Source organism: Hymenobacter lapidiphilus (assembly GCF_003417065.2).
Classification (GTDB): Bacteria; Bacteroidota; Bacteroidia; order Cytophagales; family Hymenobacteraceae; genus Hymenobacter.
The window spans coordinates 194,190-219,028 of the sequence record NZ_QVLT01000001.1 but is presented as its reverse complement, the minus strand read 5'-3'; the positions used below and the strand labels follow the sequence as shown (position 1 = coordinate 219,028).

The window sequence follows — 24,839 nt, the reverse complement described above, 5'->3', positions numbered from 1 at the left end:
TCGCCCTAACCCTTCACTTATTCTTTCTCTCTCCCCATGAAAAATCTCACCTCTCCCGCCTCGCGCCTGCTGGCCGGCCTGTTCATGTTCGTACTGCTCTTCACGGCCGCTTGCGGCAGCAAGGAAGGCACAGTAGAAGGCGTAAACATGCTCTACGGCACCGACAGCAAAACCTGGAAAACCGATAAGGAAATGAACGCAACGGGCGACAAAGTTGCCCAGACCGATGCCATGGACGACCAGCGCGTGACCTTTTACGCCAATAAGCAGTACAATATGACATCGGGCGCCCAGACGATGAACGGCAAATACACCTTCGACCAGTCTGCCAAAACCATCACTATGATGCCCGACGGTGCCGGCCAGTCGAACACCTTCACGGTGGTAACGCTGACCGACGACAAGCTGACCCTCAAAGGCACCGACGGCTCGGAGCTGCGCCTGGAGAAGGAGTAACCTTCCGAACGAAGCCGAACAATCCGCAATGAAGCCCCTTCCGCCGCTGGTGGAAGGGGCTTTTGCGTTGCTGCCTGCCGCGCCTCGTAGTGGCTGTTGCGCCTTTCGGTTACCGGGTTGTAAATAGTTGGGCTACTTTGCTGTGGAATTTAGCCCCTAGCCGCATCCGAGTGTTTATGAACCGAATTTTACCGGCCGCTTTCGGCCTCCTGCTGGCCACGCTCAGCAGCCTCGCCACCCTGGCCCAAACCGCCCCATCCACCGCCGCTACAGCCCCGGTGCCGCTGCCCACCCACACCATCCGCACCATCGACCCCACGGATGCCGACTTTTCCGATCTGGAGTTTCTTCGCCAGGAAATTGGGGGCGCGCGGGTGGTAATGCTGGGTGAGCCGACCCACGGCGAGGGTAACGTAACGGAAGCCAAAATCCGGCTGATTCGCTTTTTAAAGGAGCGCATGGGTTTTACCACCGTGGCGTTTGAAAGCGGCTTCTACGAGCTGGACCGGGCGCAACGGGAGCTGGAGAGGGGCGCTGCGGCGGCTGAAGTGGTGGACAATAGCGTGTTTTCGGTTTGGAAGAATACCCAGGAATTTCAGCCTCTGCTACCGTTATTGGGCAAAGGTGGGCTGAAAGTAGCCGGCTTCGATGGGCAGCTGAGCGGCGCTTATCAGGATGAGCTGCTGGAGGAGTTGGAGGCCTTCCTTAAGCCCGAAAAGGGGGCCGACGGCATAGCCTACGACTACCTGGATGAGTGCGTGAGCATGATGGGGGAACACTTCATTTTCCCGCCCGCCAACAGCCTCGTTATTTTCAACTTACAGATGAACAAGGCCCGCAAGCTGCTCGAAAAGGTGGCCGCCGGGCCCGATGCTAAGCGCCGGGAGCGGGCCGCGTTCTGGCTCCAGAACCTGCGCAGCCTCCAGGCCATGGCCCGCGACTACGCCACCAACGACCCCGCCTTGAAGGATTCGGCCGATTTTAAGGCCGTCGACAGTAACCCACGCGACGCGCAGATGGCCGACAACCTGCTCTGGTACATGCGCCAGCACCCGCAAGAGAAGGTGATTTGCTGGGCGGCCTTGCTGCATGTGGCCAACCGGGTAGAAGTGCTGGCCGATGCCGATATCCAAACGTTCCGGCCAATGGGCCGGGCGGTGAAGGCGGCATTGGGGGAAGACGCCGTATATGTGCTAGGCACTCTGTCGGGCGGTGGCGAGTATGGTTTTGGTTCCTGGGGGCGAGCTACGCCGGTACCGGTGCCAGCGGCCGGCAGTCTGGAAGCGGCGCTGCTGGCGCAGGGGCAGGCCTACAGTTTTATCAGCCTCAAGCACGATGCGGCTGATAAACAACTAACTACGTACGCTTTTGATTACAAGCCGCTTACCGGAGCGTGGAGCCAGGCCGTGGATGGCTTCCTGTTTCTGCGGACCGTGAACCCGCCGCATGCGCGGGCGACCCTGGCTTCTGGGCCGGAAAACAAGTCCGCTTCGGCCGACACGCTGGCCCCGGCGCGTTTCGGCGGCCGCATCAACCCCGCCGCGAGACCGGTGGCGGGCAAAACTGGCGGCGCGGTTCTCCGGCTCAGCGGCGTGGTGCTCGACCGCAAAACCGGCCTGCCGGTGCCGTTTGCCACCATTGCCGTGCCCGCCCGCAGCGCCGGTACGGTGTCGGATGCCCAAGGGAAATTTCGCTTAGAAACCCGCCGGGGTGAGCTGGTGCAGGTGAGCAGCATCGGCTACGAGCCGGCCACGCTGGCCGCCGCGGCCGGAGCCGCCACGGTGCGCCTGGTGCCGGCGGCCTTTGCCCTGAGCGATGTGCGGGTAAGTGCGCAGTCGCAGGATCCGAAGCGGATTATGAAGAAAGTGATTCAGGCGGCGGAGAAGAACTACGAGCGGCAAAACTATGCCCAGCAGGTGTACACGCGCCGCCGGGCCATCAATTTCGACACGCTCCGGCACGAGGTGGAGTACACCAGCCAGCTATGGGTGCCGGCCGGTTACCGCAATTGGGCAGGTGGGTTTCTGATGCTGGAACCTAAGCCGGTTGAGCAGGTGCAGGAGAAAAACGTACTGACTGAAGCTTCGCCCGCTACCCTGACCCCTACGCTGGACGAAGGGGGACATGGCTTTGCGGGCGGTTTCGACCCGGTCCGAATCTCGCCCCTGTTTAAAAGCAGTACAATGGGTAAATATCAGCTACGCCTGGATACAATTGAGCAGATAGGGGGAGAGTCGGTGTACGTTATTCGTTTCGCCGCCAAACGCGCCAGCCACCGCGCTACTGGTGTGTCCCTGACGGCGGGCTACTCGGGCCGGGTGTATGTGCGGCAGGATAACTACGCGGTAGTACGCTACGAGGCACTGTGGCAGGACGATACGCTACAAAATAACGCGGTGGCCCATAAATATTACGGGCGAGGCAACCTTATTTCCAGGCTATACGACCGGGTATACACTACCAGCCGCACCGCCCACGTGGTAACCTACCAGCGGATGGAAAATGGCCGTTACTACGCGGCCGCCAGCATCGCGCAAGCCGCTGCCGTGGGGCGCGTACTGGGAAAGAAGCCATTCTACCGGCAGCTGACCTGCGAAGTGTATTTCGCGCCGCCTACCCAGGTTGCCGCCAGTGAAATACCGGACCCTAAAATAAAAGGAGATTTAGGTGGCGGCGCAATCTACCAAGTGCCCAAAGTGCCCTACCACCCCGAGTTCTGGCAAACCTACCAGCGCCCCGTGCCCGCCGAGCCGGCCCCAGCCCTGGAGGCTACGCGGCCATAACGTGAAGTAAAGGATGCGCGCTACGCCTCCATGATTTCCTGGACCTTTTTCGTGCCGTAGATGCGAGCTACCCAGCGGGGCAGGAACACGGCCCCGAGTACCAGATAGAGGTAGTAGGTGGTGATGCGGTAGAGCAGCACCATGAAGTTGGTCATGGTGGCGGTGCCGATGAACTTGCCGAAAAACGTGGGGAAGGCCCCCTCGGCAATACCCGCGCCACCGGGCGTAATGGCAATCAGCAGGATAACTTTGTAGGTGAGGTTGCGGCCGAATATCAGCCAGAACTCGGTCCAGCCCACATCAATAAATGCCCCGATGAGGCAGCCGATAACCAGGTAGCGGGCCGTCCAGACGAAGAACGTGCTTAGGGCCGCCCGCAGCCAGTAGGTGCGGCCGTTGCCACGCAGTTCGGCCGAAGCCTGCACCAAATCGTGGCCCAGCAGGTAGGCCCGGCCCCGGAACCGCCGCAGCACCCGCGCCGAAAACAGCCGCACCAGCAGCCGCCGCACCGCCTGGGGGTTGATGAAGATGGCGTACACCATCAGCAGGGCGTAGGCCGTTACGAACACGTAGCTCAGAATGAACCCGACGCGCAGCGTGGTAATCAGGCCGCCGTGCAGGGCCTCGTAGGGGTACAGCGTTTCGCCCCCGATGAGCACTACGAGCGGTACCATGAGTACATAGTACATGTTGTCGAGCATGGCGGTGGCCATGATGTAGGCCACCGCCCGGCCCAGCGGAATGCCCTCTTTGTGCAGTAGCACCGGGGCCACGGCCGTGCCGCCCACTGCCGAGGGCAGAATGCAGGAGGAGAATTCCCAGAGCATAATCACGTCGAGCGAGGCACGCCAACTCAGCACTTTCTGGGTGAGGTAGCGGATGCGGTACACGTAGCCGGCGTCGCGGGCCACCAGCACCACCAGCATCACCAACAGCCACAGGGGCTTGGCGTTGGCCAGCGCATCCAAGTCGCCGGGTTTGTAGCTGCGCCAGAACATGAAGCCTACTACGCCCAGGCCAATCAGTACTGGCAGCACAATCCGCGAGGGCCGGAGCTTGTCGAGCAGTTGCTGGTCTTCGGAAGTGGCGTTGGTAAGCTGTGGCATCCGGCAAAGGTAGCGGGTTGAATGGTTGGTTGGGGTTGGGTTGCGTAGAGGGGCGTAAGGTTGGGTTCCGTTGGATAAGGATCTTGGAAAGAACGGTGTCATGCTGAGCGAAGCGGAGCGTAGTCGTAGCATCTCTACCGCATTGGTAATTCCATTGTCAGCAACGAACAGTGTCATGCTTCGACTGCGGCTGCGCCTGCGCTCAGCATGACACTGTTCGTTTTCACTCACTCCCCAATTCCTTACTTCATCCGCCGGAACGGAAAACCCGTAACTTTGCCCGTTGCCTATTGTCGGGCCGGCCACGAGCATAACTTTCGGACCGGGCGGCGGTTGCAACGCTACTTATCCCTTCGTTTCTACCCCTGCGCGCATGATTGTTGAACCCGGGCCCCTGCTGGCGGAAATTAATTCCCCCGACGACCTCAAAAAGCTCAGCCCCGACCAACTGGTGCAAGTGAGCCAGGAATTGCGCCAGTTCATCGTTGATTCGGTTTCGATTTACGGCGGCCACTTCGGTGCCTCGCTCGGCGTGGTCGAACTGTCGGTGGCCCTGCACTACGTCTTCAACACGCCCCACGACCAGCTGGTGTGGGATGTGGGCCACCAGGCCTACGGGCACAAAATCCTGACCGGCCGCCGCGACCAGTTCCCGACCAATCGCCGCTATCAGGGCATGTCGGGCTTTCCGAAGCGGAGCGAAAGCCCCTACGACGCCTTCGGGGTGGGTCACAGCTCCACCAGCATCGGCGCGGCGCTGGGCATGGCCGTGGCTTCCGATTACAAGGGCGAGTTCGACCGCCAGCACATTGCCGTGATTGGCGACGGAGCTATGACGGCCGGTATGGCCTTCGAGGCCCTCAACCACGCTGGCGTCGAGAAGTCCAACCTGCTGGTTATTCTCAATGATAACTGCATGAGCATCGACCCCAACGTGGGCGCGCTCAAGGAATACCTCACCGACATCACCACCTCACGCACCTACAACAAAGTGCGCGATGAGCTGTGGAACGTGCTCGGCAAGCTCAGCAAGTTCGGCCCCAATCCTCAGCAGATTGCCCGCCGCGTCGAGCAGGCCATGAAGGCCACGCTGCTCAAGCAGGGCAACCTGTTCGAGGCGCTCAACTTCCGCTACTTTGGCCCCGTGGATGGCCACGACGTGCAGCACCTGGCTACCATTCTGGAAGACCTCAAGCACATCCCCGGCCCCAAGCTGCTGCACTGCGTGACGGTGAAGGGCAAAGGCTACGCGCTGGCTGAAAAGGACCAGACCCTGTGGCACGCGCCGGGGCTGTTCGACAAAATTACGGGCGAGATTTACAAGAAAACGCCCGACAAGCCCCAGCCGCCCAAGTATCAGGACGTGTTCGGGCACACGATTGTGGAGCTGGCCGAGGCCAACGACAAAATCATGGGCGTGACGCCGGCCATGCCTTCGGGCTGCTCGCTGAACATCATGATGAAGGCCATGCCCGACCGCGCCTTCGACGTGGGGATTGCCGAGCAGCACGCCGTTACGTTCTCGGCCGGTCTGGCCACCCAGGGGTTGGTGCCGTTCTGCAACATTTACTCCTCGTTCATGCAGCGGGCCTACGACCAGGTCATCCACGATGTGGCGCTGCAGAACCTGCACGTGGTGTTCTGCCTCGACCGGGCCGGTTTTGCCGGCGCCGATGGCCCTACTCACCACGGCAACTACGACCTGGCCTTTATGCGCTGCGTGCCCAACCTTGTGGTTTCGGCGCCCATGAACGAGGAGGAGCTGCGCAACCTGATGTACACGGCCACGCTGCCCGAAAACGCCGGCCCGTTCAGCATCCGCTACCCGCGGGGCGAGGGCGTGATGCCCGAGTGGCGCACGCCGCTGAAGAAAATTGCCATCGGTACCGGCCGGGTAGTGCGCGAGGGCGAAGGCGTGGCGGTGCTCAGCATTGGCCATATCGGCAACTACGCCACCAAGGCCACCCAGCAGCTCGTCGCCGAGGGCCTCAATCCCGGCCACTACGATATGCGTTTCTGCAAGCCGCTGGATGAGGAAATGCTGCACCGCATCTGCCGCAAGTATAAGTCCATCGTGACGGTAGAAGACGGCTGCCTGCCCGGCGGATTCGGTTCGGCGGTGCTCGAATTCATGGCCGATAACGGCTACGCCCTGCCCGTGCGCCGCCTCGGTATCCCCGACCGCGTAGTAGAACACGGCACCCAGGACGAGCTGTACAAGGAGTGCGGCTTCGACGTAGCCGGCATTGCCACCACCCTGCGCGAGCTGAGCGGCAAAGCAGTGAAGCCGGTAGCGGAGAAGGTGCTGCTGTAAGAGTTGGTTTCGCTTGGAATTGAAAAGCCCCGCCGGATTTTGGTCCGGTGGGGCTTTTTGCGCTTAAGCGAAAGTAGTTGAATCGGTGACCAATAGTTCAACCACTACATCTGACCCAACAAGCTTGTTGAGCTGTAGGATGCGCGCGTCAAGCTGGGCCGTGCGGGGTGGAAATTCCTCCTGAAAGCCTACGCAGGCAATGGCTAATACTACCGATTTAGGGGCAATAATGCCGGCCATGATGAAATCGTTGATGGTAGCGGCCAACTGGGGAATACACTCTTTGATGCGGTCGGCGCGTCGCCTGAAGGTGCCATGCTTGAACTCCACAAAACGGACTTCCTGCTTCCGCACCAAGGCACAGTCGCAGCGCGTGGAGTCGCCTGATTCATACATGCAACTGTCGATAGCAACCAAATGCACTGTGTGCGCTTGCGGATTGTGAACAGTTAAATCAGTAATAGCCGGTTCTCCAATTCGGCGGGCGCAAGGCTCACGCCGGCGGACGGCCTTCGAGTCATCAGCCACTTCGGATAATGGCGGGTCATAGACATGGAATAGTTTATCTGTATGGGCATTGATACAAGGGAAATCCCTTCTAGAAGGATAAGCTGTCTGGATAGCGTCTATCATTTTACGGCCACCGATTTAGATAAACGGATAAGGTTATCGAAGGCATCAGCAGCATCACCAGATAGCGCATCCAGTTCATTGTTGTCTATCAGGCCTAAGTCCTCATCTACCAACGACTGAACGCCGCCACCCTCCACCTGATAGCAGGCAAATTCCTTGGGATTAATCCAGCTTTCCCGCGGCACAAGCTTCGCCACATCATCGGCGCGGTCAGGATGATTTTCAGCAACCTGATATGCATAAAGCAGAAGATTAAGATGGGAGAGAATATAGGGGCTGTGCGTGGTTATCGTCAGGTCGTTTTCGCCGGCCGTGCATTTCTCTACCAGCCAGTTCATCAGGCCCTGTTGCGCGGTCGGGTACAGGTTGAGTTCGGGTTCTTCGATGATGAAACTCTGCACCTGCTCCTTTTGCCGCGAAAGATGCTCCAGTAACACCAGCATGGGGGTCACGGACTGGATGCCGCTAGCAGTTTCTAGCAGCATTAGTGGCTCTTCACGTTCTGGGATTTTGATAAAATCCCTCCCATCTGAATGAATATACTTTACATTAAATAATGGAATGTCTAGCTCTGTGATATCCTTACGGGATATAGAGAAGCTATTAGCAAAAGCTAAAATACTTCTCGGTAAACCTATATCATCACGTAATATACCAGCCCAAGAGTATTCAAGCGCTGATACAAATATTCTTTCAGAAGGACAATACCAAACATTATTCGGAGCTATTATTTTAGGAAATTCTTCTCTAGTATTTTCACCGGAATCTATCTTCTCTAGTTTTTCTATAATCAGAGATACATCTTCTAATATACTTTTATTTATCTCACTATAATCTTTACCCTCATTCTGTAGAACAACTGCCTTATTTGCCCTTTCACTAATTGACTTTAATTGCTCCATTATTGTTGTAGAGCTAGATTTAACGTTGTCTCTTAAATAATTCATATTTAAACTTATTAAATGATAATTGTTCTTAAATTCTACACTGCCAATGGATGTACTATAATCCAAATATGTTTCGTTTGAAAAATAATTTCCTAATGAGTGTTCATTATAGGCATCGAAACTATCAAACCTTGGATGACGAGATATTGATTCATCTACTATATAATTTTTTCTATATCTAAAAATATCTTTAAGCTTCGCCAACGTACTCTTGCCCCCGCCAGTAGGCCCAATAAAAACCGTAACCCGCTTGAAGTCCACGGTGGCGTCTTTGATGGGGCCGAAGTTCTTGACGGTGAGTTGCTCGTTCATGGCAGTGGGGCGTGGGGCCGCCGGAGCGGCGGGAAACAAAGATAACTTTCTGCGCAGGTTGCGTAGCAGGTAGGGTTATACGCAACCAACCCTCACTCATGCCCACTGCCACTCAACCTACCCTCGTCTTCCTCCACGGCTTTGCCGAGAGCCCCGCCATCTGGGCCGACTTCACCCGCGGCTTTCCGGCTGGCTACCGCCTGCTGACGCCCGCGCTGCCCGGCCACGGCCCGAACCCCGCGTCGGTAGCCAACTACGCCATGGAGGCCCAGGCGCGGGCCATGCTGGAGCAGCTAGACGCCGCTGACACGGAAAAGGTGATGCTCGTGGGCCACAGCATGGGTGGCTACGTGGCCCTGGCTTTGGCCGAAGCACAACCCGAGCGCGTGGCCGGCCTCGTGCTCTTCCACAGCACCGCCTTAGCCGATACCGACGAGAAGCGCGAAAACCGCGACAAAAATGCCGCCTTCATCGGCCGCCACGGCCTCGATAAGTTCATGAGCTCGTTTATCCGGCCGCTTCTCGCGCCAGCCAACCGCGACCGGCTGAGCCGGCAGCAGCAGCGCCTCGAAAAAATCGGCAAAGCCACGCCCGAAACCACTATCCTCGGGGGCCTCGAAGCCATGAAAGTCCGCCCCGACCGCACCCAGGTCCTGCGCGACGCCAAGTTTCCGGTGCTTTTCATCGGCGGCCACGATGACCCAGCAGTGCCGCTGGAAACGCTGCTGCCCCAACTGGCTCTGCCCGCCCAAAGCCACGCCCTGCTACTGCAGAATGTAGGGCACTTAGGATACTTCGAGGCGCCGGAGCTAACGCAGCGGGCCGTACTGGAGTTTGCGGCGGGGGTATTTGGGGAATAAGGGCAACCAAGAAGGAAAGTAGAGGAAGTTCGCTTAGTAGGCAATCCGTAACGGACGACGAAAAGGGCTGCGATTCAAAAAATTGCATTTGTTGTATAAAATACTAGCAAATTTTATGATTGATGGGTATGAGTATATGATTTTTAAGATAATAGTTAAATAGAAAGTACTTATATCAGTATGGCAGTTAAATGCCTAGTATATTTACTTTTAGCTTCATGCAAACTTTGGTCTTTCTACGCACTTCTTACGGCCACTCGTTACCCTTAAATCAATCTGCATAAAGCCGTACTCGCTTTTTCTGTTCCTGATTTACTTGATCAAGACCCTTCTCAACGCGGGTACCGCTTACAGCTAAAGGTGTTTGGGAAAGTTGCTAGTGCCTCTCCCTCTTTCGCGGCATCATCATACAACAAAAATGCTCCTACTGCGGATGTACCTGTTTGCCCCAATTGCTCGGGGTGGTCAACCATTAATGTAACAAAGGGGGCGAAAGGTGGCACTTTTACCGCCACGAATTCAGATAGGGCGCCGTGTTAGCTGGAGATTTTCTGCTCTGATTTCGGATGCCTTTTCTGATTTATTAGAGAAGATAGATGTTTTCCCTGGCTTAAGGAATCTAAATTTATCTCAAAACGTTTCGCCCAAAAACCAACATTAAGCCCGTGAGGGACAAGCCACATGAAAAACTTGTACAAAATAGCCATCCTTCTGATGGGACTGATGATTGGAGCCCAAAGCGCATCTGTTGCAGGGTGTTCCGGACAGTATTCGGTTCGCTACCCGGGTGCTGCAGCCGCTACCAATTACAACAATGGATCTGGCTTAACAGCGGTTTCATACTGCCCTGATGGCAGTGGCAAGGCCACTTTCACAATAATCGAAGGTGATAATGACGGTGGCGGTGAAACGAGAATTTATGTGGGTAATGTCACAGTACCCAACAGGGGGTTTCCTACCAATACAGAATTTGTAACCGTCTTAACTGCGCAAAATGGGTCAACCACTTTTACTTTAGAAGCTAATTCCTCCGGTGCAACCAGTTATACACTTGTCCACGCTATTCGTGGTTGCCAGAACGATAAAGCTGGGGAGGTCAGACTTACACTCACTCCCACTCTGAATCTGAGTGCTGCTGTGGGTGGCACTACAGTAACCGGAGCTATCTGTCCAAATACTGATGTAACGTTGACGGCGACAGGTGGTGTTTCCGGTGCTATATATACTTTCCGTGATGCCAGTGGAACAGTTATAGGTGTGCCTAGCACTAGTAACACTTTGAATGTGAAGCCTACCACTTCTACCTTTTACACGGTAACAACTAATACCGCTAATTGCGGCTCGACAGATGTAGTGCAGCGAATCAACGTGAATACCAATAACCTCACGCTTTCTTCCACTGCTTCTACTATTACATCGGGCCAGTCTGTGACCCTCAACTCAACGGGCGGAACTAACGGTTCTTATACTTATACGGCTTTTTCACAAGGGGTTACAACAGAAACAAAGAATGCGAATTCTTCGCTAACCGTTAGTCCGACCACTACCACTCGCTACACCGTGACCGGCCCAACGGCCGTTGGAGGCTGCCCTGGCTCGGCCGAGGTGGTAGTTCGTGTAGGCAACACACCTCTTCCGGTGGGCCTGACCAGCTTTACGGCGTCCTGGAAGGGCCGGGCTGCGGAACTGCGCTGGGCTACGGCTTTTGAAATCAATAACAGTCACTTTGTAGTAGAGCGCAGTTTTGATGGAAGCGTCTTTCGGGCCGTTGGCCAGGTAGCCGGAGCCGGTACCACCAGCGGGGCAACCACCAACTACCGCTTCGACGACCCAACGCCTGTTCCAACTGGAGCCTCGTTGCTTTACTACCGCCTGCGCCAGGTAGACCTTTCGGGGGCCGATGTGCTTTCGGGCGTGCGGGCGCTAACCGTGTCCGGCCCGAAGAATGCATTGGCTGCCATTGTTTTGCCAAACCCTACCACTGGCTCCGCTACCATCCGTTTCGTGGCAGCCACCACTGCGCCCGTACGGCTCGAAGTGTATAACATGCTTGGTCAGCAGGTACTGTTGAAAGCAGTAGCGGCCAAGGACGGCCTGATGGAGATACCGCTGCCCGAAGCTGCTGCCTGGAAAGCGGGTGTATACCAGATATCCATTAGCCAGAACCAGCAACGCCAAGTAGTCCGCCTGGTTCGTCGCTAAGCTACTAGCTTCCGCTTTTCCTTAACATAAATGAGTCCGCCTCCTTTTACAGGGGGCGACTCATTTGTGTTAAGCTAGATTGAAACGAGCGGTAATCAGCGCAGCTCAGCCAGTAAAAACTAGCCAATCAGCCCCATTTCCAGCATTTTCTCGGCAATCTGCACGGCGTTGGTGGCGGCGCCTTTGCGCAGGTTGTCGGCCACTACCCACATGTTGAGCGTCTTCGGCTGGGTTTCGTCGCGGCGCAGGCGGCCTACCAGCACGGCGTCGCGGCCGTGGGCGTCCTGGGGCATGGGGTACACGTTATTCTGCACATCGTCTACCAGCTCCACGCCTTCGGTGTGGCGTAGCAGCTCGCGCACGTCTTCGAGGTCGAATTCCTGGGCGAACTCCACGTTTACGGCTTCGGAGTGGCCGCCCATCACGGGCACGCGCACGGTGGTGGCGGTGAGGCGGATAGAGTCGTCGCCGAAGATTTTCTTCGTCTCCAGCACCATTTTCATTTCCTCCTTGGTGTAGCCGTTGTCCTGAAACACGTCGATGTGGGGCAGCACGTTCAGGTCGATGCGGTGGGGGTAGGCGGGGTTGGAGGGCGTTTGGCCGGCGCGCTCCTGCATCATCTGGTCGACGGCCTGCTTGCCGGTGCCGGTTACGCTCTGGTAGGTGCTCACCACGATGCGGGTGGCCTGGTAGCGCTTGTGCAGCTCGTTGAGGGCCACTACCAGCTGAATGGTGGAGCAGTTGGGGTTGGCAATAATTTTATCGTCGGCCGTGAGCGTGTGGGCGTTGATTTCGGGCACCACCAGATTCTTGGTCGGGTCCATGCGCCAGGCCGAGGAATTGTCGATAACCACGGTGCCAACCGCGGCAAAACGGGGCGCTTCCTGCAACGAAATAGCGCCGCCGGCCGAGAAAATGGCCACTGCCGGACGAGCCGCAATGGCATCGTCCATGCTCACCACTTGGTACTTCTGGCCCCGGAATTCGATTTCCTGTCCCACCGACCGGGCCGAAGCTACGGGCAGCAGCTCCGTGACCGGGAAGTTGCGCTCGGCCAGCACTTTAAGCATCTCGGTGCCGACCAATCCGGTGGCGCCCACTACGGCTACTTTCATATTCGTTTCTGGTTGAGCTGGTAAAGGTAAAGCGGTTATCTTACCTGCGGTTACTGACTTTGGCTTATGCGTGTTTCTCGCAGAGGTTTGCGCAGGGATGCGCAGAGGCTGAAAGGCGGTTTCCCTCCGCGTGTCCCTCCGCGAACCCCTGCGAGAAAATCCGATGAAGAAACTGCTACCCCTGCTGTTGCTCCTGCTGCCCGCCCTTGCCGCCCAGGCCCAGCTAACCGACGAATTTATCGACGGCGACTTCAGCCAAAACCCCGCCTGGACCGGCGACGAGGCCGCGTTTCAGGTGAATGCGGCCCGCCAGCTGCAAAGCAACGGCCCGGCCGTTACGGGCACCGAGCTGCAGCTGGCCACCGCGAGCCAGGCCAGCACCGGCACCAGCTGGACGTTCTGGGCCAACCTGAAGCTGGCCACCAGCAGCGGCAACTACGCCGACGTGTGGCTGATGGCCGACCGCGCCGACCTGAAAACCAGCGGCACCCGCGGCTACTTCGTGCGCCTGGGCGGCACCCCCGACGAGGTGGCCCTGTTCCGCCAGGATGCCACCGGCAGCCCCGTTTACGTCGTCAATGGTCAGGATGGAACGCTTAGCTCGGCCACCAACAACCTCGTGCGGGTGCGCGTCACGCGCTCGGTGCAGAACGTCTGGACCCTGGAGCGCGACCTGACGGGCGGCCAGAGCTTCGCGAGCGAGGGCAGCGGAACCGATGCCACGCACCAGCGCAGCGCGTTTTTTGGCGTACTGCTCACCTATTCGTCGGCCAACAACAAGGCCTTTTACTTCGATGATTTTAGGGTGCTCGACGCGACCCCGCCCGCCTCGGTGCAGGCAGCTGGCGTGGGCCCGCGCGCCCTCGATGCCACGTTCAATGAGGCCGTATCCGCCACCCAGAACGCTGCCAGCTACCAGCTGCCCGGCGGCCCGGCCGTAATTACCGCGCAGCGCGACGCGGCCAACCCGGCCCTGGTACACCTCACGCTGGCCGCCGACCTGCCGGCCGGCGGCGGCACGCTGGAAGTGCGCCAAGTGGCCGACCTCTACGGCAACGTAGCCGCTGGCCCGCTCACGGCCGCGTTCAGCTTCGCGGGCATGCTGGCCGTGCCGCAGTTTGGGCAGCTACTCATCACCGAAATCATGGCCGACGAAACGCCGGTCGTGGGTTTGCCTGCTTCCGAGTACCTCGAAATCCACAACCCCTCGGCCACCCGCACGCTCGATTTGGCGGGTGTGCGGCTGAGTAAGGGCGGCAGCACGGCCAACCCGGCCGTGTTTCCGGCCGGCGCACGCTGCTGCCGGGCGAGTACGCCGTGGTATGCGGCAGCACCCGTGGGGCCCAGTTTGCGGCCTTCGGGAAGGTGTTTGCCCTCACCAATTTCCCCAGTCTCAGCAATGCCGGCGACCAGCTGGTGCTATCGGGCCGCGACAGTCGCACCCTGTTCGAAGTAACCTATTCCGACAGCTGGTACAAGGATAACCGCAAGAAGGAAGGCGGCTGGAGCCTGGAAATGGTGGACGAGGCCAACTTCTGCGGCGGCATCGAGAACTGGACCGCCAGCAACGACGCTAGCGGCGGCACACCCGGCCGGGCCAACTCGGTGCGCACCCCCAACCCCGACCGCACCGCGCCGGCTCTGTTGCGGGCCGTGGCCCTGTCGCCTACGCTGGTGCGGCTGTTTTTCAGTGAGAAGCTCGACAGCGCGGCCGTTTCCAACCCCGCCCGCTACACGTTTGCGCCGGCCATGGGCGTGGCCCGGGTACTACCCGTCGGCCCCGATTTCCGACTGATAGACCTCCAGCTGAGTACGCCGCTGCAGCCCAACCAGCCCCTGACGCTGACCGTGCAGCAGGCCACCGACTGCGTGGGCAACGCCAGCGGACCGGCCGCCGCCGTAACGCTGGCCCTGCCCGCGCCGGTAGCGGCCGGTGACGTGGTGCTCAACGAAATCCTGTTCAACCCGCGTACCGGCGGCGTCGATTTCGTGGAGCTGCTCAACCGCTCGGCCAAGTACCTGAACGTGCAGGGCTGGCAGCTGGGCAGCGAGAAGCCCGACGGCGCCGTGGACCAGAAACCCATCAGCGCCGGCCCCTACGTGCTGGCGCCCGGCCAGCTGGTGGTGCTCACGACCAACCCGGCCAACATCCAGAGTTCCTACCCCAACAGCTCGGAGCCGGCCAATTTCCTCGGAATGCCCAGCTTGCCCTCGTACCCCGATGATGCGGGCATCGTGGTGCTGACCTCGGCAACCAACCAGCTGCTGGACCGCTTTGCCTACAACAAAAGCATGCACCTGAAGCTGCTCGACGACCAGAATGGCGTGTCGTTGGAGCGCATCCGGCCTGAGGGGCCGAGCACGGGCGCCAACTTCCACTCGGCGGCCAGCGCCGCGGGCTACGCCACGCCTGGCCGCCCCAACTCGCAGTACCAGCAGGACCCCGGTGGCGACCAGACTTTCCGGATAGAACCCGAAGTATTTACCCCCGACGAGGACGGCCAGCAGGACCTGACGACCCTCAACTACGTCCTCGACCAGCCCGGCTACGCCGCCAGCGTCACGATTTACGATGCCCAGGGCCGCCTGGCCCGCCGGCTCGTGCGCAACGAAACGCTGGCCACCAGCGGCTTTTTTCAGTGGGATGGCCTGACGGACCGGGGCCAGAAAGCCGCCGTGGGCTACTACGTGTTGCACATTGAACTGCTGCGCCCCAACAGCGGCGAAAAGAGCGAGTACCGCAAAACGGTAGTGGTGGGGGCGAGGCTGTAGAATCATCGGCAACAACTGTGATTTAAACCTAGTGGTCCTGTCTGCGTCCAAAGGGCCATGACGACGACCACAACCACGCAACGACAACTCCAGCACCTATACTGGCGGGCGAGCTTCGGGCCGACACCGGCGCAGCTGGCGGCCGGCCTAAGTCCGCAGCAGGCGCTACGGAAGCTGCTGCAGGACTCCCGCAATTTCGAGCCGCTCGATGGTCCGGCCATGCGCTACGCCGAGCCGCTGCCCACGCCCTCAACCGAGATGATGCAGGCGGCCGGCTCGCCCCAGGCGGCCATGGTTACCACGCCCGACCAGACCGCCCGACCCGCCGCTGCGGCTCCGGGCAAAATGACACCGGAGCAGCGCAAGCAGCAGAACCGGAACCTCCGGAGCGCCTTTTACGCCATGAATACCGGCTGGCTGACGCGCATGGCCACTTCGGAGGCGCAATTGCGCGAGAAGCTAACGTTTTTCTGGCACGGCCACTTCGCCTGCCGGGTGCGCCGGCCCGATGCGGCCCTGCAGCTCAACAACACCATCCGGCGGCTGGCACTGGGCAAGTTTCCGGAGTTGCTGCTGGCCGTGAGCCGCGAGCCAGCCATGCTGCAGTTCCTCAACAACCAGCAAAACCGCAAGCAAAGTCCCAACGAAAACTTTGCCCGCGAAGTGATGGAGCTGTTCACGCTGGGCCGCGGCAACTACTCGGAAACCGATGTGAAGGAGGCTGCCCGGGCCTTCACCGGCTGGGGCTACAATGGCCAGAACAAGTTCGTGTTCCGCGAAAAGCAGCACGACGACGGTCCAAAGACCTTGCTGGGCCGCACCGGCAACTTCAGCGGCGAGCAGGCGCTGGAAATTATCCTGGCGCAGCCCGCCTGTGCCGAGTTCATCACCACCAAGCTCTACCGCTTCTTCGTGAACGACGTGCCCAACCCGGCGCACATTCGGCCGCTGGCCCAGGCGTTTTTCCAAAGTGGCTACGATATTTCGGCGCTGCTGGAGCAGCTGTTTTCGGCCGACTGGTTTTACGCCGCCGCTAACGTGGGCACCCGCATAAAGTCACCGGTAGAGCTGCTGGCGGGCATGAAACGGACCTTGGGGCTGGAGCTGGCCAATGAGCGGCCGCTCATCGTCTTTCAGAAGGCCTTGGGGCAGACGTTGTTTGAGCCGCCGAACGTGGCCGGCTGGCCCGGTGGCCGCGCCTGGATTGACTCCTCGTCGCTGCTCTACCGGCTGCAGCTACCGGCCGTGCTACTGCGCAATGCCGCCTTCGACGTGCAGCTCAAGCAGGACGAAAACGACCTCGACCCCAACCTAAGCCGCGCCGCCCGCACCTTCGACCAGTCGGTGAAAACCACCGTGCGGCTGGCCCCACTGCAGCGGCTGCTGGCCGGTACACCCGCCGCGCAGCAGCCCGCCCGCCTCAGCGAAATCCTGCTTCAGGTGTCTATCCGCCCCGAAAACCTGGCTCTGGTGCGCGGCGAACTGCGCGACATGACCACGGCCCTGCTGAGCCTGCCCGAGTATCAGTTGATGTGAAAATTTCTGTCATCCTGAGCGAAGCGAGGGACCTTATCACATTTAAACGGCTTGTTCTGGAGTGATAAGGTCTTCGCTTCGCTCAGGATGACAGAAATTATTCTTCAGTCCCCATTAAACCACCGCTATGACTACCCGCCGCGACTTTCTGAAAGCTTCCACGTTGGCCAGCACGCTGCTGTTTGTGCCCAGTTTTCTGCACCGGCTCGATGCCCACGCTTTGCCCAGCCTGCGCGACGCCGGGGGCCGCCGCCTCGTGGTGGTGCAGCTCAGCGGGGGCAACGACGGCCTCAATACGGTAATTCCCTTCGAAGACGACCTGTATTTCAAGGCCCGGCCCACGCTCGGCATCCGGCCCCAAAGCGGGATTCATACCCTTGATAAGGGCCTGGGTTTCAACCCGGCCATGCGCCGCCTCAAGGGCCTCTACGACCAGGGCCACGTAGCCGTGCTCAATTCGGTGGGCTACCCCAACCCCGACCGTAGCCACTTCCGTTCGATGGATATCTGGCAGAGCGGCTCGGGCGCCGACCAGAACATGACCACCGGCTGGCTCGGCCGCTACCTCGACTCAAACTGCGCCCCCTGCGCTCTGCCCTACAACGGCGTGGAAGTCGACGACACGCTCAGCCTCGCTATGAAAGGCCGCCAGCGTAAGGGTCTGGCGCTCAAAAGCCCCGAGAAATTTCATCAACTGACCCAAGGCCGCCTGCTGGATAAAATCAGCCGCGAGCAGCCGGGCGGGCTTTCGGAAGTTGATTATCTGTACAAGACGCTGGCCGAAACCGCTTCCTCGGCCGATTATCTGTACCAGAAGAGCAAGGTGTACAAGTCGGCCGTAACGTACCCTAATAGTGAGTTCGGCAAGAGCCTCAAAATCACGGCCGAGCTGATAAATTCGGGCGTTGAGTCGCGGGTATTCTACGTGTCGCTCAGCGGCTTCGATACCCACGTGCGCCAGCAGGAGCAGCAGGGGAGGCTACTCGGCGACCTGTCGGAAGGACTGGGCTCGTTTGCCGAGGACCTGCAGAAGGCTGGCAATTTTGACGATACGCTGGTGCTGGTGTTTTCGGAGTTCGGCCGCCGCGTGGGGCAGAACGCCAGCAACGGCACCGACCATGGCACGGCCAACAACGTGCTGCTGCTCGGTGGCGGACTGCGCCAAAAGGGCATCCTCAACAACGCCCCCAGCCTGCAAAACCTCGACGCCGGCGACCTGAAGTATCAGCTTGACTTCCGCTCTGTGTACGCCACCGTCTTGCACGACTGGCTCCAGACCGATGACAAGGCCATCCTGGGCAGCAGCTTCGAACGGCTAAAGGGACTGGTGTAGGGCGCAGAACGGTGTTATGTGACTTATACTTAGCAACCAGCCAACTCATCGCCGCACTGCGAAGCCCACGAAATACTCGCGGTCGGCCTGGCCGGTGAGGGCGAACTGGCGGCCGATATCGAACTGCATATTTTTGCCCACGCTGAAAACAGCTCCGGCGTTTATGGCTTCATCCCAGCGGCGGGCGCGAAAATCGTGCTGGGCCACCAGCTCGCCGAAGCCCGTGAGCCAGGGCCGGAACGCATGGTCGAGGTTGACAGATGGGGCCGTTTGAAGGTAGTGCTGGTTTTCGTCGCGGTCGAAGTTGAGGAGCAGGGGCAGCTGGGCGCTCAGGTTCCAGGTATCGGCCAAGGCGTAGGTGGCGGGCAGCAGCAGGCCATACTCGTAGCCGCCCGCGCCCTGCCGGCCGCCAGTGGGCAGCCGCACAAACCCGATTGCGGCAACGGCCAACGGGCTTTCGGTGGAGTCGTTGCCGAGCAGGTTGCGCTTGAGGCGCACGGTTATGTCGCCGAAGCCCTGGTTGCGGGTGCCGGGCTCGTCGGCGGTGGCAAAGGTCCGGTCCCACTCGTAGGCATCGATGAACAGCTGCACATCAGTACGGTTGTCTATGCCCATTTTCAGCACGAAGGCGTTGGCCCGGAAAGTGTACTGTTTGGGTTGCCGGTTGGGGTGGCTGCTGATGAGGTTAGCCAGGGCTGTTTCGAACTGAAAGTGGCCCGCATCGACTGAAAAAGGGCTTTCGGTAACGCCGGGCCGGTCAGGAGCCAGGTCGCGCATCAGCTCCCGCGGCACCGGCCGAAACAGTGAGTAGCGGCTTTTTACAGCTGTCAGCGAATCGGTTGGCGCCTGGGCGGCGGCCAGCAGCGGCAGCAGCAGGGCAGCGGCCAAAAGGGTAGGGGAGAGCAGGCGCATGACAGCAGTAGGGAGGGGAGAGAGCAGCCCGCCCGTGGGCGCAGCCGGCAGGCGAGGACGGATAAGCACCTCAATACGGCGGAAAAGAGCCGGCAGCTAATCGTGCTTAGCGGCTACCGCGCCTTCAGCCACTCCACCAGTCCATTCCAGTACTCGGGAGCCGGCTGGGGCCACTGCCACTGGCCATCGGAACCGGTGCGGCCGGGGCGCCGGAAATCGGATGTTACACCCGCCAGCACCTGCACCTGCGTGCCCCGGCGGTAGCCTAGTATGGGCCGTAAGCGCCGGGCGCTGGCCGCCGCCTGCACCGTAGTATCGAGTCCGGCGTAGAAGGCCAGCACCGGAATCCGCTGCTGGTTGAACACTTGATATGCGGCCGCCTCGGCGTGGGTAGCGGCTGCCGCGGCCTCCAGCACCGCAAACCCGGGCTGCGGCTGCTGCCCGGCGGCTTCGGCCACCCGCGGGGCCACCGTTCCCCGGCCCCAATAGCCCACCCGCCCCGAATCGGCGGCTGATGGGGGCAGCAGCAGCGTTACAATACCGCGGCGGGCCAGGTGAGTAGCCCGCCGGGCGGCGGCGGGGCCATCGGTGGCCGAGGCCAGCAGTACCAGCGCCGGGTGTCGGGGCAGCGTATCGTCGGGCAGCAGCAGGCGCAGGCGCAGCGCGGGCTGGCCGGGCACTGCCACCGTTAAGGTGGTATCAAGGAAGCCGGGGGCCGGTGCTTCGCCGCGCCGCACCCACACAAAATCGGCCCGCACGCTGTCCCAGTTTACTACGCCGCGCAGAAAGTCGCCCTCGCGTACGGCTTGTACCACTATGCCGCCGGGCTGGCCGGGCGCTTCCTCCAGCCGCAGCTGAGGCGCCTGGTAGTTGGCCGTGGCCGCTTCAAACTCCAGTCCCGGCACTTGCGGAAAGCTCAGCGTGGCCGTCAGCTGGCCGGATTTGGTTTCGCGCAGGTCGAGGGCTGTGCGCAGCTCGCTGCCCTGGTAGCTGATGGCGCCTTCGTAGTGGCCGGTAGGCGGGGCCGCGTTGGGTACCTCGCCCGAGTCCGGGTTGCCCGAGCAGGCACTCAACAGCAAAGCCAGCAGCGAGGCCAGGCCGCTAAGACGAAGAAAGGAAGGGCGTTGCAACGGCACAGTGTAATGGGACGGGCGGGTAAAGGTAGCGGACCGGAGCGTAGCGGACAGGCGCACGCCCCGGCCCTTACAGACCCTTGCGCAGAATCAAATCGGTCTGGGCTTCGGCCCCAAACTGGAAAAGGTGCTGCCCGATGGGCCGAAAGCCGAACCGCTGGTAGAACTCGCGGGCGCGGGTGTTGTGCTCCCACACGCCCAGCACCACGGCCCGGCACTGCTGCTGGCGGGCCTCTTCAATTGCGCGGCGCATGAGCGTGGCTCCCAGGCCGGTGCCAATCCAGTCTTCGGCCACGTACAAGCGCTCCACTTCCAGCCGGTCTTCGGGCAACTTATCAGGGTCGAGACCGAGCTCAGAATGCAGCCGCAGTTTAGCGTAGCCCACCAGCTCCTGCAGCATACGGGCTTCCAGATATACGACGTTGGGATCCTCAAGCTCGGCCAGCTGCTGCTCGGGGCTGAAGGTGGCGTCGGCCTTGGCTGCCATATTCTCGGGGGTGTTCTGGGCGGCGTAGGCTTCGTAAAACAGCCGCCGACTCAGCTCGGCGAGTTGGGCCGCGGCGGCCGGGGTGCGTTTGGCAACGGTAATGCGCAGGGGTTGGCTCATATTTTTAAGCTACTAGCTGAGAGCTGTTAGCTGTCAGCTTCTGTTCAGTCGGATAGTACCTGAGCCGTTCGCTCTCGTTCAGTCAGCTAACAGCTAACAGCTAACAGCTAACAGCTAACAGCTCAATCATCAGTCCACGGTGTCGTTGCCGCGGGTTTCGCGCCAGCCGTAGCGCAGCATCATCACGGCGGCCACCAGCATCATCAGGCGTAGCACCAGGGCCGTGGAGTTCAGGTTTCCGCTGCCCAGGCGCTGGTACTCGGCATAAATGACCCAGAGCTGCATGCTCACGCCCAGCACCAGCAGGATGCCGGCCGTCAGGAACAGCCAGGCGATAACGCGGCGGGTAGCGGGGGTAGGAGGCCAGGCCATAGCAAGCGGGGTTGAAGGGTGGATAGTCACCGGTCGGCCACAGGGCTGGCGCGGCGGCCGCAACCGGCCAGCTACAAAAAGACACAATTTTTCGCGTTCGGGCAACGCCGCGACGTGCTTCGGGGCCGAAGCCGGTTGTATTTCAGTTTTCGCGGTGTATTTTTGCCCTCACCAAATCTTATAAGCGAGAGTAGCTCAGTTGGTAGAGCATCAGCTTCCCAAGCTGAGGGTCGCGAGTTCGAACCTCGTTTCTCGCTCATTCATAGTCAGCCACTTAGATGCAAATCTGGGTGGCTGTTTTGGTTTTGGTGCCCACCATGGTGCATACAGCCTACCACCTTCTTTGCCGTGGAGAATGAGAATCAGGTTTTCCTGAGTTGGCGGGAAACCCTTCGAAAGCGCCAATTTCCTTGCCCTGGTCGAGCATGGGTTCGAAAGACTTGATTCGGGTGCGTGAGAGGGAAAACTCCCGCCTACTTGCGAACCACCACTCTGTACCGATGGTCCAGGTCTAGGCCGTAGGACATTTTCCAGTAGGTCTTGCTGGCCGTGTCAACCCACCTCCTGATGCCTAAACACCTGAAGGAATTGTTGAGACTCACTTCCACCGCTTCACCGTACTCGCCTGTAGCGTCGAAAGCTACCTCTGTGACTCGCCCATTTTTCAGAGTGAATTGGATGGAAGACATTTCAGGGTCATTGTACGACCAGCCTACAACGTCGCTGGCAACACCCATGCTTTCTGATTCACGGTGATACCAGTGGTAGTGATGAGCCTCCTTCTTGTACACTGCGGCGAGGTCCACCGCAGTCATTCCTAGGAACCGACCCAATGAGCGGGCCGGTGGGCCACCTGCGTAGCAAGCAGTTGAAACCAGCAGGAAAACGAGTGCCGTTTTCAGGGATTTTGTGAACATGGTTGATGGGATGAAGTGTGATCTGCACAAAAGTAGCCAGTCAAAGCGCTAAATCTACATCAATGTAGACAGTCTTCCCGGTACGGAGTTGGAGCTTGCCAGCTGTGAAAAACCCGGCTGGTATCAGGGCATTTGGGGACCGTCTTCGGCTCTTGCGCGAAGAGCGCGGATGGAGCCAGCAGGAACTCGCCGACTACGCCGATGTGGCTAAGATGACGGTGCACAGGATCGAAACGGCTCAATTCTCGGCCACTTTGGACGTGCTTTTTTCGCTGACCAAGGCCTTGAAAATTCCTCTGCACGAGTTGATGACGGTACCTGGCACAGAAGAACCCAGTTGAGGAGCTCGCCGACCGCAGCCGCACGAGCCCCTCTCCGAATCCATGCCTACTGCAAGTACCAGTTGGTCTGGTGTCCACGTAGTCCATCTTGGATCTGCCCTACAAAGTCCAACGCGTTGACCGATCGATCGAGGAACTGGTCGATGTATGTGGACTTGTTGGCACCAGTGAACAGATTGTAGAGCCGCCACAAGTTGATGCCTCCATTGGCCTCTCGACAGAAACTCTGGTCGCGGTAGTAGTCCTTGCAGACGCTGGCCAACTGCTGATCTCCGTAGAGTAGCGCTGGAATGTGCTGCTTGGCGGCAGTTGGAAGGTGAGAGTACATCCGGCTCCGCCCGATGATTTGGGCAAACTGTTGCTCCGTGATGGAGTACTCCGTCAGAGCCTGCAACTGGCGCAGATGCCGATGCTGGTCGTAGGTGTGCAGCAACTGATAAATGGCCTTTTGGAGTTGTTCCACGCTACTAACGCGAAGGTCGCCCATGAAGCCGTCAGTTCGCACGCAGAGATTCGTGCAGACCATGTTCTCGAAGCCGACGAAGAGTTTGAAGTGCTCCACCGCCCCCTTGCGATTGTAGAGATTGTCTAGGTTGTACGCCTTGACGCCGCCCACGATCAGCGTAAGCCGGTTGCCGCCGATCTCATCGAAAATGGTCGGGATCTCAACGGCGAACATCATCCTCTCATAGTAGAGCGTGCGTTCCCAATCCTGCAGGTCTTTGGCCGGCTTGTCCTTGGCATCCGGGATGCGGCCCTTGATTGGATGCGAAACCCGAATTTGGGGGGCGAGAACCTGCTCGCCGCGAAACACATCCCGCACGGCTTCGGCGGTGACTTGGATGAAGTCAGCTTGACTGATGAGTGGTTCGTTGTCTTTCACGAACACGGGGATGATGTGGTCGCGTCGGATTTCGCAGAAGCTCGTTGGGGTGGTGTTGGCCTCAATGAAGGCCCGGGAAGTGGAAGGCACAGAAAAGGCCGACTCTTGTGGGTCGGCCTGGGGTAGAATGTGCATGAGAGTAGGCGCGGCACTAAGCCGAATGAGTGAGGTTTCCATGATTGAGTGTTGGGTTGGGTTGAATGAAAAGTTGATTGTTTCCGAGGGAACTGGGAGCCAGTGCGACGGCTTGGAGATGTTGTTTCTGATCTTGAAATGCAGGCCTGAACTCTGCCTGCTCGGCGGATGAGAGGCTGTAGTAGAGCGAGGCCATTTCATCTAGGTTCTGACACTTTTTGATGACCTGATGAATCTGCTCCCATTTGGTAGGGCTGCCCTGTTCGCACCAGCTCCGAAGTGATTCACCAGTACTTTGGCCAGGTCGGAAGGCAGGCTGCTCTCGGAACAGCTGAGTCCGATCCTTGCTGGCGGTAGCGTTATTACGCAAATCCAGTTCAAGGACAACGCTGAACTCGTAGTCGATTCCTTCTCGCTGGATGATTTTCATTCCGACCTTCTCGGGCACCTGTCTGCCGTTTTTTTCTGACAGCACGTACTCCGTCTTAGACCTGACAGTGGCAATGACATGGGCCGGGGATCTGAGAATGCGGTTGACGAAGGCCGTGTGTCTCGGGGTCACCTTGCCCCATGCCGTGAACGAGTTGCCGGGAAGCCCCGCGTGGTAATCCAGCAGGTATTCCCAGCAATGAGTCATCGAATCGATGATGATGACCTCCATTCCGGCCAGCTCACAGGCCTCAATTGCCTGGACGTAGCGCTCTGGTGTGTAGGGTGGGGACAGGGTGAGCACATTGTAGGCGCCCAGATCAGCGTAGAGTTCAGCTGAGCCGTTCTCGCTGTCAATGACGACGATTTTGGGCCAGTGCCCGGCAGCCAGCCCATGGGCGATGAGCAAGGCACTCATGGTTTTTCCTGATCCGCTTGGGCCCTGTAGAAGAAGCCGAATCTGGCATCTCCGACGACATGATTGATGAATGTTCATGAGCAACTCTGATGAATTTAAACGTGAGAAGTTTGGACTCCATCAGGTGGGAAGTCAGTCGATTGCTAGGGGGGGGGGAACCGTTTGCACTCGGCACGGGGGCGGTTCCTCTAGTGGTTCCATCCTCGCGAACTCGGACTTTCTGAAATTTCCCCAAAATTTTGGGCCCGAAAAAGCCTCGACCATGAGGGCCGAGGCTTACGTTTCATGATGACTGAATGAGCAGAAGCGCGTCTCTGGTTCAA

21 protein-coding genes and 1 tRNA gene are annotated in these 24,839 nt (G+C 59.3%); 11 read left to right on the top strand and 11 right to left on the bottom strand.

Annotated elements, in window-relative coordinates:
* The first annotated feature begins 36 nt into the window (after positions 1 to 36).
* A complete protein-coding gene (locus D0N36_RS01070) occupies positions 37 to 456 on the top strand; it encodes a hypothetical protein (RefSeq protein WP_116939202.1) in 420 nt (139 codons plus the stop codon).
* A 176-nt stretch (positions 457 to 632) separates the two neighbouring features.
* On the top strand, positions 633 to 3,239 hold the full coding sequence (locus tag D0N36_RS01065; RefSeq protein ID WP_116939201.1) for an erythromycin esterase family protein: 2,607 nt from the start codon (positions 633 to 635) through the stop codon (positions 3,237 to 3,239).
* A gap of 20 nt (positions 3,240 to 3,259) precedes the next feature.
* Here the strand turns inward: D0N36_RS01065 and D0N36_RS01060 are convergent, their stop codons facing one another.
* Positions 3,260 to 4,345 carry a lysylphosphatidylglycerol synthase transmembrane domain-containing protein gene (locus D0N36_RS01060; protein WP_116939200.1) on the bottom strand — a complete coding sequence of 362 codons (1,086 nt, stop codon included), beginning with the start codon at positions 4,343 to 4,345 and terminating at the stop codon, positions 3,260 to 3,262.
* A 373-nt stretch (positions 4,346 to 4,718) separates the two neighbouring features.
* On the opposite strand from D0N36_RS01060, the gene dxs reads away from it, so the two are divergent.
* Entirely contained in the window at positions 4,719 to 6,659 is a 1,941-nt protein-coding gene (gene dxs / locus D0N36_RS01055) for a 1-deoxy-D-xylulose-5-phosphate synthase (RefSeq protein WP_116939199.1), read from the top strand.
* A gap of 63 nt (positions 6,660 to 6,722) precedes the next feature.
* Here dxs and D0N36_RS01050 read toward each other — a convergent pair whose 3' ends face one another.
* On the bottom strand, positions 6,723 to 7,055 hold the full coding sequence (locus D0N36_RS01050) for a hypothetical protein (protein ID WP_116939198.1): 333 nt from the start codon (positions 7,053 to 7,055) through the stop codon (positions 6,723 to 6,725).
* A 233-nt stretch (positions 7,056 to 7,288) separates the two neighbouring features.
* Positions 7,289 to 8,551: an AAA family ATPase gene (locus tag D0N36_RS01045; RefSeq protein ID WP_116939197.1), complete on the bottom strand. Its 1,263-nt coding sequence runs from the start codon at positions 8,549 to 8,551 to the stop codon at positions 7,289 to 7,291.
* Positions 8,552 to 8,649: 98 nt separating this feature from the next.
* Here D0N36_RS01045 and D0N36_RS01040 point away from each other — a divergent pair, with 98 nt between their 5' ends.
* Entirely contained in the window at positions 8,650 to 9,411 is a 762-nt protein-coding gene (locus D0N36_RS01040; RefSeq protein ID WP_116939196.1) for an alpha/beta fold hydrolase, read from the top strand.
* Between the two features lie 1,560 nt (positions 9,412 to 10,971).
* Entirely contained in the window at positions 10,972 to 11,613 is a 642-nt protein-coding gene (locus D0N36_RS01035) for a T9SS type A sorting domain-containing protein (protein ID WP_190242461.1), read from the top strand.
* Positions 11,614 to 11,732: 119 nt separating this feature from the next.
* Here D0N36_RS01035 and D0N36_RS01030 read toward each other — a convergent pair whose 3' ends face one another.
* Positions 11,733 to 12,728 carry an aspartate-semialdehyde dehydrogenase gene (locus tag D0N36_RS01030; RefSeq protein ID WP_116939194.1) on the bottom strand — a complete coding sequence of 332 codons (996 nt, stop codon included), beginning with the start codon at positions 12,726 to 12,728 and terminating at the stop codon, positions 11,733 to 11,735.
* A gap of 163 nt (positions 12,729 to 12,891) precedes the next feature.
* Here D0N36_RS01030 and D0N36_RS01025 point away from each other — a divergent pair, with 163 nt between their 5' ends.
* From D0N36_RS01025 to D0N36_RS01010, 4 genes are all read left to right on the top strand, one after another.
* A complete protein-coding gene (locus tag D0N36_RS01025) occupies positions 12,892 to 14,184 on the top strand; it encodes a hypothetical protein (RefSeq protein WP_116939193.1) in 1,293 nt (430 codons plus the stop codon).
* Positions 14,094 to 15,500 (top strand): lamin tail domain-containing protein, encoded by a 1,407-nt coding sequence (locus tag D0N36_RS01020; protein WP_116939192.1) that lies wholly within the window; start codon positions 14,094 to 14,096, stop codon positions 15,498 to 15,500. Before D0N36_RS01025 ends, D0N36_RS01020 begins: the two co-directional genes overlap by 91 nt.
* A 57-nt stretch (positions 15,501 to 15,557) precedes the next feature.
* A complete protein-coding gene (locus D0N36_RS01015; protein WP_116939191.1) occupies positions 15,558 to 17,036 on the top strand; it encodes a DUF1800 domain-containing protein in 1,479 nt (492 codons plus the stop codon).
* Positions 17,037 to 17,163: 127 nt separating this feature from the next.
* Positions 17,164 to 18,369: a DUF1501 domain-containing protein gene (locus D0N36_RS01010; protein ID WP_116939190.1), complete on the top strand. Its 1,206-nt coding sequence runs from the start codon at positions 17,164 to 17,166 to the stop codon at positions 18,367 to 18,369.
* 45 nt (positions 18,370 to 18,414) lie between these two features.
* On the opposite strand, the gene D0N36_RS01005 is transcribed toward D0N36_RS01010, so the two are convergent.
* The 4 genes from D0N36_RS01005 to D0N36_RS00990 form a co-directional block, all read right to left on the bottom strand.
* On the bottom strand, positions 18,415 to 19,281 hold the full coding sequence (locus D0N36_RS01005) for a transporter (RefSeq protein WP_116939189.1): 867 nt from the start codon (positions 19,279 to 19,281) through the stop codon (positions 18,415 to 18,417).
* Positions 19,282 to 19,394: 113 nt separating this feature from the next.
* The gene (locus D0N36_RS01000) at positions 19,395 to 20,411 is read right to left on the bottom strand and encodes a hypothetical protein (RefSeq protein ID WP_116939188.1); all 1,017 of its coding nucleotides are present in this window, start codon (positions 20,409 to 20,411) and stop codon (positions 19,395 to 19,397) included.
* 73 nt (positions 20,412 to 20,484) lie between these two features.
* Positions 20,485 to 21,021, bottom strand: coding sequence for a GNAT family N-acetyltransferase (locus D0N36_RS00995; RefSeq protein WP_116939187.1), 537 nt, complete (start codon positions 21,019 to 21,021; stop codon positions 20,485 to 20,487).
* A 129-nt stretch (positions 21,022 to 21,150) separates the two neighbouring features.
* Complete coding sequence (locus D0N36_RS00990; protein ID WP_116939186.1) at positions 21,151 to 21,393, bottom strand: hypothetical protein; 243 nt, start codon at positions 21,391 to 21,393, stop codon at positions 21,151 to 21,153.
* A 184-nt stretch (positions 21,394 to 21,577) separates the two neighbouring features.
* Between D0N36_RS00990 and D0N36_RS00985 the strand changes: the two genes are divergently transcribed.
* Positions 21,578 to 21,650 (top strand) — tRNA-Gly (locus D0N36_RS00985).
* Between the two features lie 216 nt (positions 21,651 to 21,866).
* On the opposite strand, the gene D0N36_RS00980 is transcribed toward D0N36_RS00985, so the two are convergent.
* Positions 21,867 to 22,310, bottom strand: coding sequence for a hypothetical protein (locus D0N36_RS00980; protein WP_116939185.1), 444 nt, complete (start codon positions 22,308 to 22,310; stop codon positions 21,867 to 21,869).
* Positions 22,311 to 22,414: 104 nt separating this feature from the next.
* Here D0N36_RS00980 and D0N36_RS00975 point away from each other — a divergent pair, with 104 nt between their 5' ends.
* The gene (locus tag D0N36_RS00975) at positions 22,415 to 22,651 is read left to right on the top strand and encodes a helix-turn-helix domain-containing protein (RefSeq protein WP_199798292.1); all 237 of its coding nucleotides are present in this window, start codon (positions 22,415 to 22,417) and stop codon (positions 22,649 to 22,651) included.
* Positions 22,652 to 22,697: 46 nt separating this feature from the next.
* Here the strand turns inward: D0N36_RS00975 and D0N36_RS00970 are convergent, their stop codons facing one another.
* Together D0N36_RS00970 and D0N36_RS00965 are read right to left on the bottom strand one after the other, a co-directional pair.
* Entirely contained in the window at positions 22,698 to 23,711 is a 1,014-nt protein-coding gene (locus D0N36_RS00970; RefSeq protein WP_242478755.1) for a DUF3871 family protein, read from the bottom strand.
* Positions 23,686 to 24,594, bottom strand: a complete 909-nt coding sequence (locus D0N36_RS00965; RefSeq protein ID WP_116939183.1) for an ATP-binding protein — start codon at positions 24,592 to 24,594, stop codon at positions 23,686 to 23,688. The genes D0N36_RS00970 and D0N36_RS00965 overlap by 26 nt, the downstream gene beginning before the upstream one ends.
* Positions 24,595 to 24,839: the final 245 nt, after the last annotated feature.